Annotated in this window: 17 protein-coding genes and 1 pseudogene; 7 read left to right on the top strand and 11 right to left on the bottom strand. The window is 51.6% G+C overall.

Going from position 1 to position 17326, the window contains the following annotated elements; translation table 11 throughout:
- Positions 1–97 precede the first annotated feature (97 nt).
- Positions 98–1750, bottom strand: a complete 1653-nt coding sequence (locus tag MTH_RS02560) for a helix-hairpin-helix domain-containing protein (RefSeq protein WP_010876189.1) — start codon at positions 1748–1750, stop codon at positions 98–100.
- Positions 1751–1868: 118 nt separating this feature from the next.
- On the opposite strand from MTH_RS02560, the gene MTH_RS09350 reads away from it, so the two are divergent.
- A complete protein-coding gene (locus MTH_RS09350; protein ID WP_010876190.1) occupies positions 1869–4430 on the top strand; it encodes a UvrD-helicase domain-containing protein in 2562 nt (853 codons plus the stop codon).
- Between the two features lie 280 nt (positions 4431–4710).
- Here the strand turns inward: MTH_RS09350 and MTH_RS02570 are convergent, their stop codons facing one another.
- The 5 genes from MTH_RS02570 to MTH_RS10025 form a co-directional block, all read right to left on the bottom strand.
- Positions 4711–5448 (bottom strand): geranylgeranylglyceryl/heptaprenylglyceryl phosphate synthase, encoded by a 738-nt coding sequence (locus MTH_RS02570; protein ID WP_048060841.1) that lies wholly within the window; start codon positions 5446–5448, stop codon positions 4711–4713.
- A 42-nt stretch (positions 5449–5490) separates the two neighbouring features.
- A complete protein-coding gene (locus MTH_RS02575; protein ID WP_010876192.1) occupies positions 5491–5637 on the bottom strand; it encodes a 50S ribosomal protein L40e in 147 nt (48 codons plus the stop codon).
- 2 nt (positions 5638–5639) lie between these two features.
- Positions 5640–6149 (bottom strand): DUF367 family protein, encoded by a 510-nt coding sequence (locus MTH_RS02580; RefSeq protein ID WP_048060842.1) that lies wholly within the window; start codon positions 6147–6149, stop codon positions 5640–5642.
- A gap of 109 nt (positions 6150–6258) precedes the next feature.
- Positions 6259–7056, bottom strand: coding sequence for a vWA domain-containing protein (locus tag MTH_RS10020; RefSeq protein WP_048060843.1), 798 nt, complete (start codon positions 7054–7056; stop codon positions 6259–6261).
- A gap of 18 nt (positions 7057–7074) precedes the next feature.
- Positions 7075–8262 carry an ATP-binding protein gene (locus MTH_RS10025; protein ID WP_010876195.1) on the bottom strand — a complete coding sequence of 396 codons (1188 nt, stop codon included), beginning with the start codon at positions 8260–8262 and terminating at the stop codon, positions 7075–7077.
- A 236-nt stretch (positions 8263–8498) separates the two neighbouring features.
- Between MTH_RS10025 and MTH_RS09785 the strand changes: the two genes are divergently transcribed.
- The 4 genes from MTH_RS09785 to MTH_RS02605 are packed head-to-tail and all read left to right on the top strand — an operon-like array spanning position 8499 to position 10711.
- Complete coding sequence (locus MTH_RS09785; protein ID WP_143485748.1) at positions 8499–8654, top strand: hydrogenase maturation nickel metallochaperone HypA; 156 nt, start codon at positions 8499–8501, stop codon at positions 8652–8654.
- A complete protein-coding gene (locus tag MTH_RS02595) occupies positions 8642–9127 on the top strand; it encodes a hypothetical protein (protein ID WP_010876197.1) in 486 nt (161 codons plus the stop codon). The genes MTH_RS09785 and MTH_RS02595 overlap by 13 nt, the downstream gene beginning before the upstream one ends.
- 47 nt (positions 9128–9174) lie before the next feature.
- Positions 9175–9873, top strand: a complete 699-nt coding sequence (locus tag MTH_RS02600; protein ID WP_010876198.1) for a DUF116 domain-containing protein — start codon at positions 9175–9177, stop codon at positions 9871–9873.
- A 4-nt stretch (positions 9874–9877) separates the two neighbouring features.
- Positions 9878–10711: a TatD family hydrolase gene (locus MTH_RS02605; protein WP_010876199.1), complete on the top strand. Its 834-nt coding sequence runs from the start codon at positions 9878–9880 to the stop codon at positions 10709–10711.
- 260 nt (positions 10712–10971) lie between these two features.
- Here MTH_RS02605 and MTH_RS02610 read toward each other — a convergent pair whose 3' ends face one another.
- The 4 genes from MTH_RS02610 to MTH_RS02625 form a co-directional block, all read right to left on the bottom strand.
- Positions 10972–11550 carry a TIGR00267 family protein gene (locus MTH_RS02610; protein ID WP_010876200.1) on the bottom strand — a complete coding sequence of 193 codons (579 nt, stop codon included), beginning with the start codon at positions 11548–11550 and terminating at the stop codon, positions 10972–10974.
- 48 nt (positions 11551–11598) lie between these two features.
- Positions 11599–12792, bottom strand: coding sequence for a hydroxymethylglutaryl-CoA reductase (NADPH) (gene hmgA, locus MTH_RS02615; protein ID WP_010876201.1), 1194 nt, complete (start codon positions 12790–12792; stop codon positions 11599–11601).
- A complete protein-coding gene (gene sucD / locus MTH_RS02620) occupies positions 12792–13658 on the bottom strand; it encodes a succinate--CoA ligase subunit alpha (RefSeq protein WP_083750467.1) in 867 nt (288 codons plus the stop codon). Before sucD ends, hmgA begins: the two co-directional genes overlap by 1 nt.
- Positions 13659–13813: 155 nt before the next feature.
- Complete coding sequence (locus MTH_RS02625) at positions 13814–14545, bottom strand: hypothetical protein (RefSeq protein WP_048060844.1); 732 nt, start codon at positions 14543–14545, stop codon at positions 13814–13816.
- A 230-nt stretch (positions 14546–14775) separates the two neighbouring features.
- Between MTH_RS02625 and aroD the strand changes: the two genes are divergently transcribed.
- Together aroD and MTH_RS02635 are read left to right on the top strand one after the other, a co-directional pair.
- Positions 14776–15441, top strand: coding sequence for a type I 3-dehydroquinate dehydratase (gene aroD / locus MTH_RS02630; protein ID WP_010876205.1), 666 nt, complete (start codon positions 14776–14778; stop codon positions 15439–15441).
- 2 nt (positions 15442–15443) lie between these two features.
- The gene (locus MTH_RS02635; protein WP_048060845.1) at positions 15444–16058 is read left to right on the top strand and encodes a S24/S26 family peptidase; all 615 of its coding nucleotides are present in this window, start codon (positions 15444–15446) and stop codon (positions 16056–16058) included.
- A gap of 225 nt (positions 16059–16283) precedes the next feature.
- Here the strand turns inward: MTH_RS02635 and MTH_RS02640 are convergent.
- Positions 16284–17238: pseudogene (locus MTH_RS02640) on the bottom strand (zinc metalloprotease HtpX).
- Positions 17239–17326: the final 88 nt, after the last annotated feature.

Consider the following 17326-nt stretch of genomic DNA (forward strand, 5'->3'; position numbering starts at 1 on the left):
CTCCATCAACTATTCCCCCATCCTATTTAAACCTGAAACATTACAGGGCTCAGGGATTGGCCAGCTCCTGATTAAGTTCTGTCCCGAAGCTTAAGCATCATCTCCTGAGCCATTTCATGAATCCCCTTAATCCCATGGTGTTAAGCACGTCCCCTGCCTCTGCCCAGCCACGCCTGGCGGTGATGACACCCCAGCTGATGTTCTCCAGGGCCCCACGGGAGTGGGCGTCACTGTTGATCGCGATTTTACAGCCCATATCAACTGCCATCTTAACATGCGTATCCCTCAGGTCAATTCTGAGGGGGTTGGAGTTAACCTCAAGGGCCACACCCGCCTCAGCAGCCCCCTCAATCACCCTCTCAATATCAACGACGGGCTCGGGTGAGCCCAGCACCCTCCCCGTGGGGTGGCCTATGATACTCACAGGGTCATGGTCCATTGCAGCAAGGAGCCTCTCTGTCAGGTTGCCGGGATCATGGATGCTCGCTATGACAAGGTCAAAGTTCTTCAGAGCCCCGTCAGGGACCTCAAGGTTACCATCATGCAGGATGCTGACCTCAACACCCGCCAGGACATCGATCTCCTCAATCCTCTCAGCCGCCCTGAAGTAGGCGTCGGGGTCATCGATGTATCTTGCATGGTCTGTGATGGCTATGTACTCCCTCCCGAGTACCGAGGCGTACTCTGCCATCTGCTCCATCGAATCGATCCCGTCACTGAAGAGGCTGTGCATGTGGAGGTCCCCCCTTATATCCAGAGGTGTTACAAGTTCAGGGAGTTCATCCCTGGCCGCAGCCTCCACCTCGCCACGGTTCTCCCTGAGCTCGGGTTCAATGTAGCTCAGGCCAAGTGCCTCCAGGACCCCGGCCTCGGTTCTCCCGGCCACCCTCTCATCACCCCTGAAGAGGCCGTATTCGCTCAGCTTCATTGAGGATGATATCGCCCTCCTCCTTAGCTCCACGTTGAACTCCCAGGACCCTGTGAAGTAGAGGAGGGCTGAACCGAAGACCTCATCATCGAAGACCCTGAGGTCACAGTCGAGGCCCTCCCTGAGCCTCACGGTGGATTTCCTTGGACCCCTAACCACAACCTCCTCGACTTCATCCATGGATGTGAAGTGGTCCATGACAGCCTCGGGATCTGTGGCTGTTACCAGGATGTCAATGTCACCCACGGTCTCACGGCCCCTCCTTATGGATCCTGCAACCTCAACCCTCTGAACCCCCTCAAGTTCAAGGAGCCCTGCCTTTATCCTGGATGCCAGGGGGACAACGTAGGCCAGGGGTCTTCTTGAGATCCTTGACCTTGCAAGTTCGATGTTCCGGAGTATCATGGCCTCCCTCTTCTCACCCATACCCCTCAGTCTCCGGATGCGGTGCCTCCTTGCCTGCTCCTCCAGGTCGGCGAGGGTCTTTATCCCCAGTTCCTCGTAGAGGAGTTTAACTGTTCTTGGCCCCACGCCCTCCACCGAGAGGAGGGAATCAAGGTCCACCGGGTACTCCTCTGAGAGTCTCTCAAGGAGCTGCAGGGACCCCGTGGAGAGGATCTCCTCTATCTTCCCGGCGATGTTCCTCCCTATTCCTGGAAGTTCCTGGAGTCTGCCCCTGGCTGCAACCTCCTCTATATCCTCATTGAGGAATTCAACCGTCCTTGCAGCCCTCCTGTAGGCCTTTGTCCTGAATTCATCTCCCGCCAGTTCCATGTAGTCAGCCACACGGTTCAGTATGTGGGCCACAAGATGATTCTTCATGCATTATAATATGGTGGCCATCATTAACCAGACTTTTGGTTCAGGGAAACAGTAAATTTATTAATCGTGTGGATTGAATTAATCATGTAAATGAATATACTGTGGTGGGGGTTTTCATTTGAGTGATGGGAGGGCAAATCCTTCAGAGAAAGTGAACCTGAGCCTTGCTGAAGAATCTTTCATTACATTCCTCCAGGATAATCTTCCTGATGACTGGAAAATCTATTTTAAACCTCATCTTAACGGTTCCTACCCTGACCTCATAATCATGAACCCCCATGTCGGGATAATGATCTACAGTATCCTTGATGAAGTCAACTGCACCCCTGAAGCTGAAATAAGGCGACTGGGATATTACAAGAAGAAGATAATACGGCAGCTGGTCCCATCCATGGGTGAGATGATTGATAAAGAGAGGAGCGCCTATGGTATCATCCGGACAGGTGTATATGTTCATGGACTATCCAGCAGGGAAGTTAAGGATAAGTTCAAATCTGGAGGGAGTTACCTTACCTGTGCCGGCCATGACAGCCTTCAGAAATCAAACCTGGAGGCCCTGATACCCGGTCTGAGGTTCCGTAAGAGCAAATACATGAAACCTGAATGGGCATCGCAGCTTGAATCCTGGATGGTCCCCAGCTATCACAGGGAGAAAAGGACTGATATCAGGCTTACAGAGGAGCAGGAACGACATGTAAAGCCACAACCAGGACACAGAAGACTCAGAGGAGCTGCTGGGAGTGGTAAAACTCTGGTAATAGCCCACAGAGCAGCGCGACTGGCTGCTGATGGGCACCGCGTACTCATAGTAACCTTTAACAGCACACTCTGGCAGTATATCAGGGAGATGGTGGATAGGACCCTCTACAACTTTGACTGGTCCCTCCTGACGTTCAGGCACTTCCACGGGTTCTGCTACGACATTATACATGAGCTTAAAATCCCCTTTGACCAGGAGAGGGTTGTCGAGTGTCTCATAGGGTCAATCCGGGACCATGATATTTCAGAATACATGTTTGATGCTGTCCTTATTGATGAGGGCCAGGATTTTGAGTGGGAATGGTACAACCTGCTATCCCAGTTCCTGACAGAAAGGGATGAACTGTTCTTTGTATGCGACGAAAGACAGAACATATATGACAGGGAGCTCAGCTGGGTCGACAAGATGTCAGGCGCAGGAAAGGTTAAGTTCCGGGGAAAATGGAGGGAACTTGGGACAGTTCATCGACTATCACCAAAGATAGCTGAATTTGCAAATAAATTTGCTCAAAGTTTCCTTAGATCAGGGGATAATGAATTAGATGTCAGCCAGAAAACCCTCTTTGATAACCGTGAAGCCGTGTGGAGAAACGTGGACCCCCATGACTGGCAGGATGAACTATATGACGCCTACAGTTCCCTCAGGGATATGGGTGTTCGTGACTCAGAAATAGCTGTACTGGTACCCACCAATGATATGGGTGTGAAGGTTGCTGAATTCTTCAGATCAATGAACGTGAAAACCGACCACCTCTTCAGGAAGAATGGTGCCGGTAACAAGAGGGTATTCGTATCCGATGGGCGGATGAAGATAAGCACAATACACAGCTTCAAGGGATGGGAAGCAAGAAGTGTGATAATCTGGATACCTGACAGATGGGGACAGGAAGAGAACCTTGACGCAGTCATATACACCGCGATAACCAGGACCCTTGAAAACCTCATCATACTGAACACCAATGAAAGGTACCTTGAATTCTATGAAAACGATGAGGACGTTGAAATTCCCGATATAACTGAAGATGAGATGGACCCTGAACTTGAGGAATGGATTGAGACACTCCCGTACCCACTCGCCTCCATCATCTGGGAGAGCATGACCATAACGAGCTATGAGAGCAGGGTCAGATATCTCATTCACTTCTTTGAGGCCCTTGCAGAGTTCAACTTCAACCTCATTATGAGCGGTCTATCCTCTGACGAATTCTTCTTTGATATGAGGGTTAGGGAAACCTTTGGAGGTGTTAAAAATAATCTTGAAAGGCCCACCTTCGGGTACTGGACGGCACTCCTCTTCAGGGCAATCAGAAGCCTGAGGATGGTGCTGAATGATAGGTACCATAAAAACCAGGTCCGCAAATCCTTTGGAAAGCCAGATGATGACTTTATAAATGCACTGGCCAACAGCAAGCTCCCTGTAATACTGAAAAATGTTTTAAAGTACCGTAACGTCTGGGAGGGGCATGGCCCGCGAGTTTCCGAGGATGAATACCGTAAACGTTACAGTGTACTGATAGGGGAGCTAAGGAATGTTAAGGATGTGATCGGGGACATTTACACCCGCAATTTCCTGGTCATCCCCAGTGAGGGAATCCTGGATGGTGGTGTGCACCGGTACACAGCAAAGCGTTACATGACAACGAGGGCCCCCTTCAGGGCTGTGAAACTGGAAAGTGAGAAACCCATGGACATTAACAGTATATACCTTGCAAACCCAAACAAGAGGAGGCACCTGGAACTCCTGCCCCTTATAATCAATAATGATGACACCTGCTACTTCTACAACGGGATTGATGATGAAACTGGTAAGGCGAGGTACTGTTCCTACCATAACAAGGACAAGGCTGAAATATTTGTAAACCCACCTCCTAAACTTGTAAATCTGCAAGAAATGCTGAATCAAACTGACTCCTACAATTAATCTCCAGGCTTCATATGAGATAACTCTCTTTATTCCCAGATACATTCCCATGCAGATTTGCAGAGGAGCCTGAGACCATTGATGATTTTGAAGAAACATTGCCAGAAGAAATGTTAGAGGAACCGAATATCTTGAGGACATCAAATAGATCCTGATGTCTACCAGAGGTGTATTCAAAGGGAAATGGAAAAACTTCCGTTTCTGTAATAGAACTACGAAATACTGGAACTTTTAGATGCTGAATTAACCGGATCATCACCTTAAAAAAATAAATATGATATCAGACGGACCCCATACCCTCAACGATCTCCCTGATCTTGTCCTCAACGTTGTCACTGTTCTCCACAACGGTACCCGTCACCACGACGTCTGCACCTGCACCCGCAACCCTTGCAGCATCCTCACCGCTCCTTATACCACCGCCAACTATGAGTATCTGATCTGTGCATCGCTTAACAAGGGCTATCATCTCCTCAGGCACATGTTCAGGGGCCCCTGAACCTGCCTCAAGGTAGAAGAGCCTCATGCCAAGGAATTCAGCGGCCATGGCATAGGCGGCTGCAATGTCGGGTTTGTTCCTGGGGACCGGCTTGGTGTCACCGACCCATCCAACCGTACCCCCTGGTTCAACCACCAGGTAGCCCATGGGGAGAGCCTCTATACCCATCTTCTTGACGGTGGCTGCACCCAGGGCCTGGGCACCTATGATCCAGTAGGGGTTTGTGGAGTTAAGGAGACTCATGAAGAATATTGCATCGGCGTAGCGGCTGACACCCGTGGTGTTACCCGGGAAGAGTATTATGGGGACGTCTATGTTCTCCCTGAGGGCCCTGGCTGTGTTATCAAGTTCACTGGAATCTGTGGTTGACCCTCCAAGCATTATACCATCGGTGCCTCCCCTTATGGCAGCCCTGGCTATCTCAACGGCCTCCTCAGGGGTCTGCTCCTCGGGGTCTATGAGGGTAAGGTGTATCTTCCTCTCCCTAAGAATATCATGGAAGTAATCTTCAACCTTCATTTTGAACACTCAGAAAAATAGTAAAAAAGGAGAGGGGGCTGCTTAACCCCTTGGTTCCTTGGCCTTGTACCTTAACCCCTTGTAACCACACTTCCTGCATGTCTTTGCAGTTGGTGGGTTCCTAGCGTTACATTTAAGGCAGATCTTGATATTGAACAGTCTGTTTTCTGCTTCCTCAAACCTTGCCATAATTAGCCTCCTATGAATTTTTTCTGAATCTCTACAACCTCAAGGCTATTCTCAGCCCTGGAGTAAGCTTCAAGAAGTTCACGGTTGAGGTCCAGGAAATGCGGACCCCACTTGAAGTAGGACATTATATCAGACGCTATATCTTTCAGTCCAACTATATAAAGGGTTGCCGCCACTGCCTCTGCAGTTGAGAGTATGCAGGGCTTCCCGTAGTTTGTCGGGTTTGCAGCCACAAGGAAGGGCAGTGACCTGTGGTTCCTTGCGGTCTGGAATATGACGGACGATTTCTTAACCTTTTTCCATGAGCAGTCAAGGGCTGCAATGCCCCGCCTGAGGACCATGTCCCTGTCCTCAGGGGAGACCGCCTTCTCAGAAAAAGGGTTGAGGACAAGTGCCCCTCTTGGTAACTGGTTGAGACTACTTACTATTTTAAATTTTCCCTTCCTTCCAAGTTTGAGGCTCGTGCACTTCTTCCTGTCACACTCCTCTGCATGGTAGACCACAATCTTCATCAGACTGATATTGGTGGTCCCGCTATATAAAATTTGGATGCTGAAAAAGGTAACCATTCATACAGCAGTATAAACTGAAGATATCCAACAAAACACGATACTGAAAGAACTAAAACATGGCCCTCTCATGCTCCATTATCTTAGCAACAGCACCTGATGGGTCCCTGAGGTCATGGAGGTCATAGTAGCTGCCGCCTGAAGCCAGCGCTATCTCCATGTTGAGGTCCCTTCCACCCCGGGATCCCCTCTCAAAGTTTATCACGGTTGAGGGTATCTCCTCTTCCCTCAGCCTTGAGGCGGCCTCAACGGCCTCCCTCTTTGGGTCCCTCCCGGTCCCCACATTGGGCATGCCATCACTGAGTATGACCATGAATGGGACGTACTCCCCGTGCCTCTTCTCCTCCCGGAGTATCTCAAGACCCCTCTGTATGCCCTGGGCCATGGGTGTTGTCCCACCGACCCTTATGCTCTCCACAGCATCCCTGAAGGAGGATGCATGGGCAGTTGAGGGTATTATTACCCTGGCGTCCCTGCCCCTGAAGCCAACGACACTTATACGGTCCCTGTGCCTCTGGGCATCCTCTATAAACCTCTCTATGAGGCCCTTGACCCTTGCAGCCTTCCTGTCAGAGAACATTGAGCCGCTTATATCGACCACCAGGACTATTGATGCCCTTGCACCGTGTTTACGTATTTTTTCCCTTATATCTCCGGGTTCTATCTCAAGTTCACCCCTGGATGCCGCCGCCCGGATTGTGGCGTCGATGGCCACATCCCCTGGCTCACCCCTCGGGAACCTGCTCCTTATGTACTTCCCCTTTCGGGTCTTTGACTGAACACGTGCACCGTAGAGCCTCTCCTTCTTCTTACCCCTGACCTTGAGGAGCTTCTTTATATCGACCTCCACGTCCTCTGTTTCAGGGCTTCATAGTGAGCCTTCTGCCGATAGACCGGCCAGGGAAGCTGAAGCCCCTGAGCCTGAAGCCTCACCCCTAGATGAAGCCCCTGACTCCTGGCCTGACTCTTCACCTTCAGAACCCCCGGAACCTTCACCCCCTGAAGAGCTGTCTGAGTTGCCCTGATCCTCCTCAGATTCTCTCTCACGTTCCATCTCCTCACGGGCCCTCTGCATCTCCCTCCTTGTGTTCTCGCGGTTGTAGCTCCTGCCGGGTATTCTCTCACCAAGTACAAGGACTATTGCATCCTCAACGTCCTCCTCACGGACCCTTCTTCTTCCATTGAAGGCTGCTATGGCCTTTGATGTCCTCACTATTGCAATGTCAGACCGGTGGCCGTCAACACCGGCATCAACACAGACCCTTGCTATCAGCTCAAGGAGGTCATCGTCGATTGTCACCGCAGGGAGAAGCTTCCTGGCAGCCATTATCCTGTCGCGGAGACTGCTCTGGCTTTCAGCAAACCTCTCAACGAAGCCCTCCGGGTCGTCCTCGAATTCGTCCCTCCTCTTCATTATGAGGACCCGCTGCTTTATGTCGGTCACGGTCTCCACGTTTATGTGTATACCTATCCTGTCTGAGAGCTGGGGCCTCAGTTCGCCCTCTGCAGGGTTCATGGTCCCAACGAGTATGAACCTTGAGGGGTGCTGGAGGGATATGCCCTCCCTCTCCACTGTGTTGACACCGTAGGCCGCTGCATCCAGGAGCACGTCGACCAGGTGGTCATCCAGGAGGTTTATCTCATCCACGTAGAGTATGTTCCTGTTGGCCTCTGCGAGTATCCCGGGCTCAAGGGCCTTTATACCCTCTGTGAGGGCCTTACTGATGTCAAGTGATCCAACAACACGGTCCTCTGTGGCCCCCAGTGGGAGTTCAACAACCCGCATCTTGCGGTATTCAACATCCACGTCACCTCCACGGCACATGTCACATGCCCCCTCAGGTTCATCCGGGTCGCAGTTGAAGGGGCAGCCCTTAACCGTCCTCAGGGATGGTAGAAGGTCCGCCAGGGCCCTCACCGCCGTTGTCTTACCTGTGCCCTTATCACCCTTGATGAGGACACCACCTATCCCCGGGTTTATTGCGTTGAGTATAAGGGCCTTTTTAACCTTTTCCTGTCCTACTATGGCTGTGAATGGAAAAATAAGGTTCTTCATTAACTCACCTGGTCATCCTAACCATCTAATTCTATATTTATTCTGAATAATAAGTTTTTACATGCCATTGTATTAAGATTTCATCACACCTTAGGATACCTCAGGAGATAAAAAGGGACCCCCTTAACCCGCCGCCGGATGAGTGGTTGACCCCCCCTTCAGCCAGAGTGGAGATTCCCAGATCCACTGGATAAAATAGATAAGTGATTGGCCCCATAGAAGTAACAGGTGATATCATGTGTACCGTTGGAGGTCCAATGGCTGATATAGATATTAAGAAGATGAAGACACGTAAATGCAGGTGCCTTGACTGTGGAAACGAATTCAAGGGTGTTGGAAGGCGGGTTATCTGCCCATCATGCCAGTCAGATAATGTTGAATGCGAAGGCTAGGTGGTACCCTGGAATTCAAAATCAATGAGGACGAGATACTCTTTGTCGAGGCCGGGGGGCTCCTTGGAGTCATACCATCACGTAGAGAGCGGACCATATTCATGAACACAGCAGAGGATGAGGTGGCCCTCTTCCTCGAACCCCGGGACCTCATAGTCATATCCGCCTTCAGGGCCGATGATAAGATGAGGAGGGGTATAAAGGCCCTTGCATACCTCCTCCTTGAGACCGGGAACCCCCTTGTGGTCCTGCCGGAGGACCATCCAGGGTCACGGAGGCTGAAGATGGTTGTCTCAGCCGCAGACAGGGTGAGGCTCAGCTGTGACATAACACCGGGGACACACCCCGACCACCACCTCCTCTGCTCTGCACCGGCACTCTCAGGCATGGAGATCGTGTCGGTGGATGGTGGTGTTGAACTCCTGAATGCACCCCCGGGTATCAGGGTGTGGAGGGAGGTACTTGACTGGTGATGTGGGAAACTATTTTTAAGGCAGGGCCACATAAACCATCACAGTGAATGACCATGATCAGTGAATTCTATCAGATATTTGGACAGCTGGTGTTCCTTGCAGGGGTGGGCATACTGGTTATGCTGGCTTCAAGCCTCTTCCTTGGGAGGCTCCTCCTGAATGAGGACAGACTTATATTCCCCAGGCTCCTCCTCATCACGGTCGACATGTTCTATGGACCATTCAAGAAGTTCTCAGAGACCCTTGGCCTCAACAGCCGCATAGTGGACCAGATAGGTGTTGAGGTCAGGAACAAGATCAACGAGAAGCGGTTCAAATCCATAGACCCCCATGATAAGGCCCTTGTACTGCCACACTGCCTCAGAAATCCCGAGTGCGAGGCCAGACTCGAAAGGACAGGGCTGATCTGCACCGGATGCAACAGGTGCATCATAGGGAAGATCAAGGAGAGGGCTGAGGCCATCGGATACACCGTCTTCGTGATACCAGGGTCAACCTTCATAAAGAAGATCGTGGAGGAGCACAGGTTCAAGGCGGTCCTTGGGGTCGCCTGCTACCAGGACCTGAACCTCGCCATGATGAAGCTGTCGAGGTTCTCGCCCCAGGGTGTACCCCTCCTGAGGGACGGCTGCTTCAAGACAAAGGTGGACTTCAGGGCCGTCCTGGAGAAGATGGGCCTTGAGGGTGAAATCAGAAGACCTAAGACCTGCATGAGCCAGGTCCCAGGGAAGACACCGGAGCAGTGATAGGATGGACATCCCCATCACCGATAACCACATACACGTTGACCCTGTTAACGGTGAGGGCCCCGTTGCAGTTGCAGAGAAATTCTACAGGGCCGGTGGAAGGAGGATGATAATCCCGAATAAGCCCTCCTGGACCATAAATGCAGGGACTGACTACCGTAAAACCATGGACACGGTCCTGGGCTACGTTGAGATGATCAACAGGGAGACTGAAGTTGAGGCCCATGCGGTTGTGGGACTGCACCCTGCAGAGCTATCAAGGCTCCTTGAGGCGGGCCGTGAGATTGAGAAGGCCGAGGAGATGATCAGGAATGGACTGGAATATGCACAGTCCCTGGTACTGGATGGGATGGCTGTGGCCATCGGCGAGGTAGGAAGGCCCCACTACCCGGTCAGTGACGAGGAGCTCGCAGCCCATAACAGGCTCATGGTATATGCCATGGAGCTTGCAGCCGAGGCTTCATGCCCTGTTCAGCTACACACCGAGAGCTCGGGTCCTGAGGAGTTCAGGGAATTCGCAGGGATGGCTAAAAGGGCCGGGATAAGGAAATACATGGTTATAAAGCACTTCTCAGGGCCCCTTACAGCCCCTGAGGAGAACCATGGGTTAACTCCATCGCTCATTGCCTCAAGGGACGTTGTGAGGGATGGTATCAGGAAGGGGGGTCATTTCCTCATGGAGACAGACTACCTTGATGATATCAGAAGGGCCGGCGCCGTCCTTGGTCCGAAAACAGTGCCGAGGAGGACCCTTGAATTCATCAATAAGGGGATCTTCACCGAGGAGGACGCCTACAGGATCCACGAGGAGACCGTTGAGAGGGTCTACGGGATCTGAATGACTCCCCCCTCATCTTAAAAACCGGATCTCAGGGGCTACCCCTGAGTAACAGAGCCCCTGGATAAAGTTTTTTTTGAGATCCCTGATATGCTTCAACTTTTTACAGTCATTCCGACATTTTTTTAGTGATGCCTTAACCCTGCCCTCACATTAACGGCAGGTCAGCTCCACAGTGTTACTGTTCCAGAATATGATCAGATACAGTCCGGGTCATTCAGCAAAAACCGGACATTAAAAACAGAATCAGAGAGGGGGCGTCAGTGCGAACCCCCGAGAAGCAGGCTGACCACTCCTATAAGTACACCTATAACCACAACCTCAAGGCTCGTCCTCAGGATGTTCTCCCTTGAAACCCTCCCGAGGTATACTCCCAGGACCAGGAGTGCGATGAGGCATAAGAGGACCGTTACGATGGTTGCGGTCATCCTGTCAGCTATAACAAGGAAGGGCAGGACCGGTACAAAGGATCCCATGAAGCTGGAGAACCCATGGGTGAACATGCTCATGTACACCCTCCTCCTGGCCTGCTGGTGGATGATGGTGTCATCGAGCTTACCCTCATCCATCATCATCTTCCTCTCAAGTTCACGCATGGTCCTGGTCTCCTCAGCCCTCTCACCAATGAATGACCCGAAGGCATTGGACATTGCAAGGGCCACACCACCACTGAGGCCGGTGAGGGCTATGAGGTAGTTATCCACACTGAGGCCTCCGGCACCTGCAACCCCGCTCGCCGTCAGGGTGACACCCATAACAGCCAGTATACCGTCAAGTGTGCCCAGGGCCACGTACCTGCTCATGTTTATGTACTCATGAAGAAATCCTCGTATATCCATCCCTGATCATCATCCCATTAAATGTTCATATCCTCAGCAGCCACCTGGTCAACCACGGCCGAGTTCACTGTGTGCACGTGCAAGGTGACCCGCTGCAAGGGCCCCCATCAGGGACAGCTCACCAGCAAGGACGGCCCCTCCGACTATCTCTGCAAAGGCATGGACCCTGCCGCCTCCCCTGACACCCATGATATCAAGGCACTCAGATGCTGTTTCAAGTCCGGTGCCTCCGCCAACGGTTGCCAACGGGACATCGGGGAGGTTCACCGCGAAGTAGAGGTCCCCTTTTCTCTCCTCTGCAATGGTAACCCCCAGACTTCCCTCGACTATGTGGGCCTCGTCCTGTCCTGTTGCAAGGAATATGGCCCCTATTATGTTGGCGTAATGTGCATTGAAGCCCATGCTACCTGCTGCTGCTGAACCGATGAGGTTCTTGGCTGTGTTAACCTCGACAACGGCCTCAGGCGTTGTTTTAAGGACAGACTCGACCATCTCGCCGGGTACCGTGATCTCGGCTGTTATACTCTTACCCCTCCCCTCTATGAGGTTAACGGCGGCGGGCTTCTTGTCGGTGCAGAGGTTACCGCTCAGTGCTATCACATGGGCCCCGGTCTCCCTGGTGAGGAGTTCAAGGGCCCTCTCGGTTGCAATGGTGACCATGTTCATCCCCATGCTGTCACCGGTTGTGTAGACGAAGCGGGGGTATACATATGATCCAGCCACGATAATGGGGTCTATCTTCACGAGCTTCCCGTGTCTGGTTGTGGATTCTGCCTCCTCCCTGAGGGCATCCATGTTCTCGTAGATCCATTCCCTCAGCTGTAGGGCCTCAACCACGGACCCCGTCCTTATGACTGGTGCGCGGGTCATGGAGTCACCTGTCACCCTGACGGTGGCGCCGCCGGCCCGTGTGATCACCGAGCATCCCCTGTTCACCGATGCAACGAGGGCGCCCTCAGAGGTTGCCAGGGGCACATAGTACTCTCCGTCTGCATGTTCACCCCTCACCCTCAGTGGCCCTGCAACTCCCAGGGGGATCTGTACCACACCTATGGGGTTCTCGATGTTCCTCCTTGAGGCCCGCTCCATGTCAATGCTGTAGTTTGAGACGTGTTCAAGTTTAACCCCGCAGGTCCTCTCAATGAATTCCCTTCTTATCCTGACGGCCTCATCCACCGGGACGTGCCTTTCAATCTCATAGAGCTTGATCCTTCCCTCCATGAGGTCATCCATGATTGACATCAGCGCACCCCCAGCTGGGCCCTTATCTCATCGACTATGGCTGATGGCCTGTCAACAACCACGGCCCCGGCCGCCTCCAGGGCCTCCCTCTTGCTACTGGCGGTACCTGTTCCGCCCTCAATTATTGCCCCGGCATGTCCCATTCTCTTACCGGGGGGTGCAGTTGCACCTGAGATGAAGGCGAATACAGGCTTTGACATCTGCTCTATGTAACTGGCAGCCCTCTCCTCTGCGTCTCCACCTATCTCACCTATCAGGACGACGGCGTCTGTCCCGGGGTCATCCTCAAATCTTTCAAGGACATCCACAAATCCGAGCCCGGTTACAGGGTCTCCCCCGATACCAACGCAGGTGCTCTGGCCGAATCCTGCCTCTGTGAGCTGGGCTGCGAATTCATAGGTCAGTGTGCCGCTCCTTGAGACTATGCCTATAGTTCCCTCAGTGAATATGTGGGTGGGCATTATACCCAGTTTTCCTATGCCCGGAGTGATTATCCCCGGGGTGTTGGGGCCTATAACCGTCTTCCCCATCCTCGATGCGTACTCCATTATCTGCATGGAGTCATGGACAGGTATGTGCTCGGTTATTATAACCACAAGGTCGAGGTGTTTTATTGATTCAAAGGCCGCGTCCTTGGCGAAGGGTGCCGGTACAAAGATTATGGATGCATTAACATCCATCTCCTCGGTGACCTCCTCCACAGAGTTGTAGACATCCACGCCAAGGAACTCCTGACCACCCTTGCCGGGTGTAACACCCGCCACTATCCTGGTTCCATATTCGAGCATCTGTCTGGTGTGGAATGATCCCTGTTTACCTGTTATGCCCTGAACAAGGCACCTGGTATCCTCATCAAGCAGTATCATGATTGATCCCCTCATCCTTTCTTTTGTGGTCTGAAATATTTAATTATGCTCATGAAGAGCCGTTCAGGAGAAGTGTTTAATTATGATAGAGTTCTGAAGAGCCCTTCACAATTAAGGATAATATGACTCCACATCGGTGGAGGTCACTGAAAAAATCATAAAACCCTCAGTATCCTCGTCCTCTCCTCAAAGGGTACTGCGAGGTCTATGAGGTTACCGTTAAGGAAGGCTGTGGCTGAAACTATGACGCTGCCGGGTATTACATATGATGGTGAGCCCCTCCTTACAAGGTGGACGTTCTTATGGCCGAGTGCAGCGCCGAGCATCGCCCCTGCTGCAACGCCAACACTCTCAATGTCCTCTATGGTCGCAGCAACCACCGGGTCGTCGGTCTTATCAGATACATAGCCCACCCCGGGGATTTCACGGACACCCGGCCTTATCTCCTGGCTCACATCGGTAACCCCATCCATGCCCCTGGCTGCGGCTATGGCAGAATTTGCAACGTCAGCCACGAAGTCTTCACCACCATAGGTGTCAAATGCCAGTATAACTGCATCCGGGTACCTGTCCTGCCGTACAGCTGCCTCTGCATATGATATGCCCTCCCCCGCGCCGTCTGGTTCATCTGATATCCCCTCAAGGTCTCCCAGGCTCTCTGATGAATCCCTGAGTATCTCAACTATGGCCCTGTTCACGGTCTCAAGCATGTCATCCTCCACGAAGGCACTTATAACAACGTCGTCGCCGGTTATGTTTGTCAGTGCCGCGCTCTCTGCACCCGCATCAAGAAGTCCCGGTATGGAGGCCTCAAGGGATGCTATAAGTTCCCTGCTGCAGCTCGTATCGTTATCTGATATATCTGCACCTATGGAAGTTATCTTCAAAACGATCACCTATACCTAATTTGAGCTGCCTGAATAAATAGTTTAGAGGGGACCTCATCTCATGGGGATGGGGAACTGGAGGGAGGCATGTAAATATATGGGAGGGCTGGCCTCAGAGGGTATCAGCGCTCCCCTCAAAAAATTATTTTATATCAAAAGGGACATAAAGAATCACACTAAAATCTTTAGTTCTCTGAAGACTCCAAAAAAGTGTGGGAGAAATATTTCACATGAACACAAAGATCTGTGTCCCTGTATTTGAGAAGACAGCCCCGGAGGTTACTGAGTCAGCCGGGAGGGCCATTGATGCAGGTGCGGATATCCTTGAAATAAGAATTGATGGCCTCCAGAATCCTGGAGAAGTTAATATCAGGGAACTCATAGAGGATATAGGGTTCCCTGTGATTGCAACCAACCGATCACCTGTCGAGGGTGGTCATTTCAGTGGCAGCGAGGATGAAAGAATAAAGCTGCTGATGGCTGCCGCTGAGGTCGCCGACTTCGTGGATATTGAACTCAGCAGTGCCCGTGAGGACATAGAGCGGGTCACAGGTAGTGCCAGGAGAAGCATCGTATCCTACCATAACTTCAGGGAGACGCCCTCACTGGAGGCCCTCCTGAGGATCGTCAGGATGGCTAAGGAGATGGGTGACATCGCCAAGGTAGCTGTGATGCCAGAGAACCTGGCAGACACCCTGGTGGTACTCCAGCTCCTCACATTTGAGGAGGACACTGTGGCAATATCCATGGGGGAACTCGGTAAATACACGAGGGTTGCAGCCGCCCTCTTTGGCTCACCCATCACCTTCGCATCAATGGGGAGGGGGACAGCCCCGGGACAGATGGATGTTGATGTAACCCGGAAAATGATTGGAGAACTCATGCCGGAGGATTGACCATGAAGAAGGTTCTGATTGCCATTGCAGTGCTTGCCATCATCGCCGTTTCAGGTGCATTTTACTACCTTGATCATGTGGATTCTGTTGACATAACCATAAAGACCGATGGTGTTAACATCACCGTTGAGGCCGACACCATCTTCTTCCAGAAGGTCCCCGCAGGGATGGAGCAGGAGATAGGGGACTACATGGCGGATGTCATCAATGACCCTGACAGCACCGTTGAATCAATAAAAAAGGACGTGACCGACATAGCAGAGAGGTACGGTTACAGGGAGGTTAACGTCAGGATAGAGTCACAGTTCGGTGTTGACCAGCTCCCAATGCCGGCCGTTGTGAGCGGTGACTCAATGTATCCAACACTGAAGGACGGCCAGGATCTCATAGTCCTCAAGACAGACAGGTACACCGTGGGGGACATAGTAATAGCAAGGCACCCTGAATACGGCCTCATTGTGAAGAGGGTCGGCAAGATCGAACCTGAAAGGGTCTACCTGATGAGTGATAACAAGAAGGTTGAACGCATCTACACTCCGACCTCTGTTATTGTGAGAACACCCCTGAACACATGGGTTCCAAGGTCAGCCATTGTGGGTGTTGTGAAGGAGTACTGAAACCCTTTCTGGACCTCCAGAATCAGAGATTCCCAGCAACATTATTTTTTGATGACACCATCTTCCTTTTTGAGGACATACCTTCTCTGTCTCAACACCATGGTGACTCACTCTATGGATCTGCAGCTAATCTAGATCCAGGTACTGAAAAACCGTTTCAAAGAACTCAAATTCAAAAAAAATTGATGAACTCAGACAATTCCCTCAGAGAAAGATAAAAAAGAATCAGGTGAATTTGGACAGCCTCTCAACCCTCTTAAGCATGTTCGGGTGTGTTGATAACAGTTCAAGGATCCTTGCACCCAGTCCGACCTTAACTCCACCGTATTTTATCCTCTGGAGTTCAGCGAGGTCTATGGTCCCATCCATGTTCATGTCAAGCTGGCGGAGGTCCTCTATCTCACCGTACGCCGCTGACACATCATTCAGGAAGAAGGCCTTGACACCCTCGACCTGTTTCAGGTCGTCCCTGTTGAACTGGGCTGAGCCGTAGCACAAGCTTGTAGAGTGCGCTTGCAAGTTTGTGTGGCTGACCACCAATCTCCACACTACCCTGGTCAGCGTAGTACTCCCTTGTCCTTGATATGAAGAGTACTATGAGCTGACCTATGAAGTATGCAATGAGGGCTGCAATACCCACCAGATTTGCCTCATCATCCCTGCTGAAGACCGTGCTCCAGAATATGTAGTAGCATATGAGGGGGACGGCGCTCACCAGGGTCATGACTATCATGTCGCTGTGCTTTATATGGGAGATTTCATGTCCGAGGACTGCCCTCAGTTCCTCCTCATCAAGGAGGTTGAGTATTCCCCGGGTCACACAAACCCTTCCATCAGCCTTTGTTCTTCCGAAGGCGAATGCGTTGGGCAATGCGATCTCCGCTATTCCGACCATTGGTTTGGGTATGCCGGCCCTTCGTGCAAGTTCATCCACCATTGCATGCAGTCGGGGTGCCTCGGCTTCGCTCACGTAGTGGACGTTCATTGTGAGTTCCACTATCTTCGGGGAGATGAGGTACTGCAGGAATATCACTCCGAAACCCAGGAGGGCATAGAAGAGTGGTCCTCCAAGTCCCAGGATGGATCCTACGACCATGAGTATCGCATAGATCAATCCGAATAAAAGTACTGTCGCCAGGAACATTCTGAGCTTCAGTTTCCATGTGCTGAGTCTTCTCATTTTGGCTTTTTCCTCCATCGAGCCATTAGTTACAAAGTGTTATTTTATTATGTGATGATATAAATCTTTTGTTATTATTGTAAGGTAT

The sequence above is a fragment of the Methanothermobacter thermautotrophicus str. Delta H genome (genome assembly GCF_000008645.1).
GTDB classification, from domain to species: Archaea; Methanobacteriota; Methanobacteria; order Methanobacteriales; family Methanothermobacteraceae; genus Methanothermobacter; species Methanothermobacter thermautotrophicus.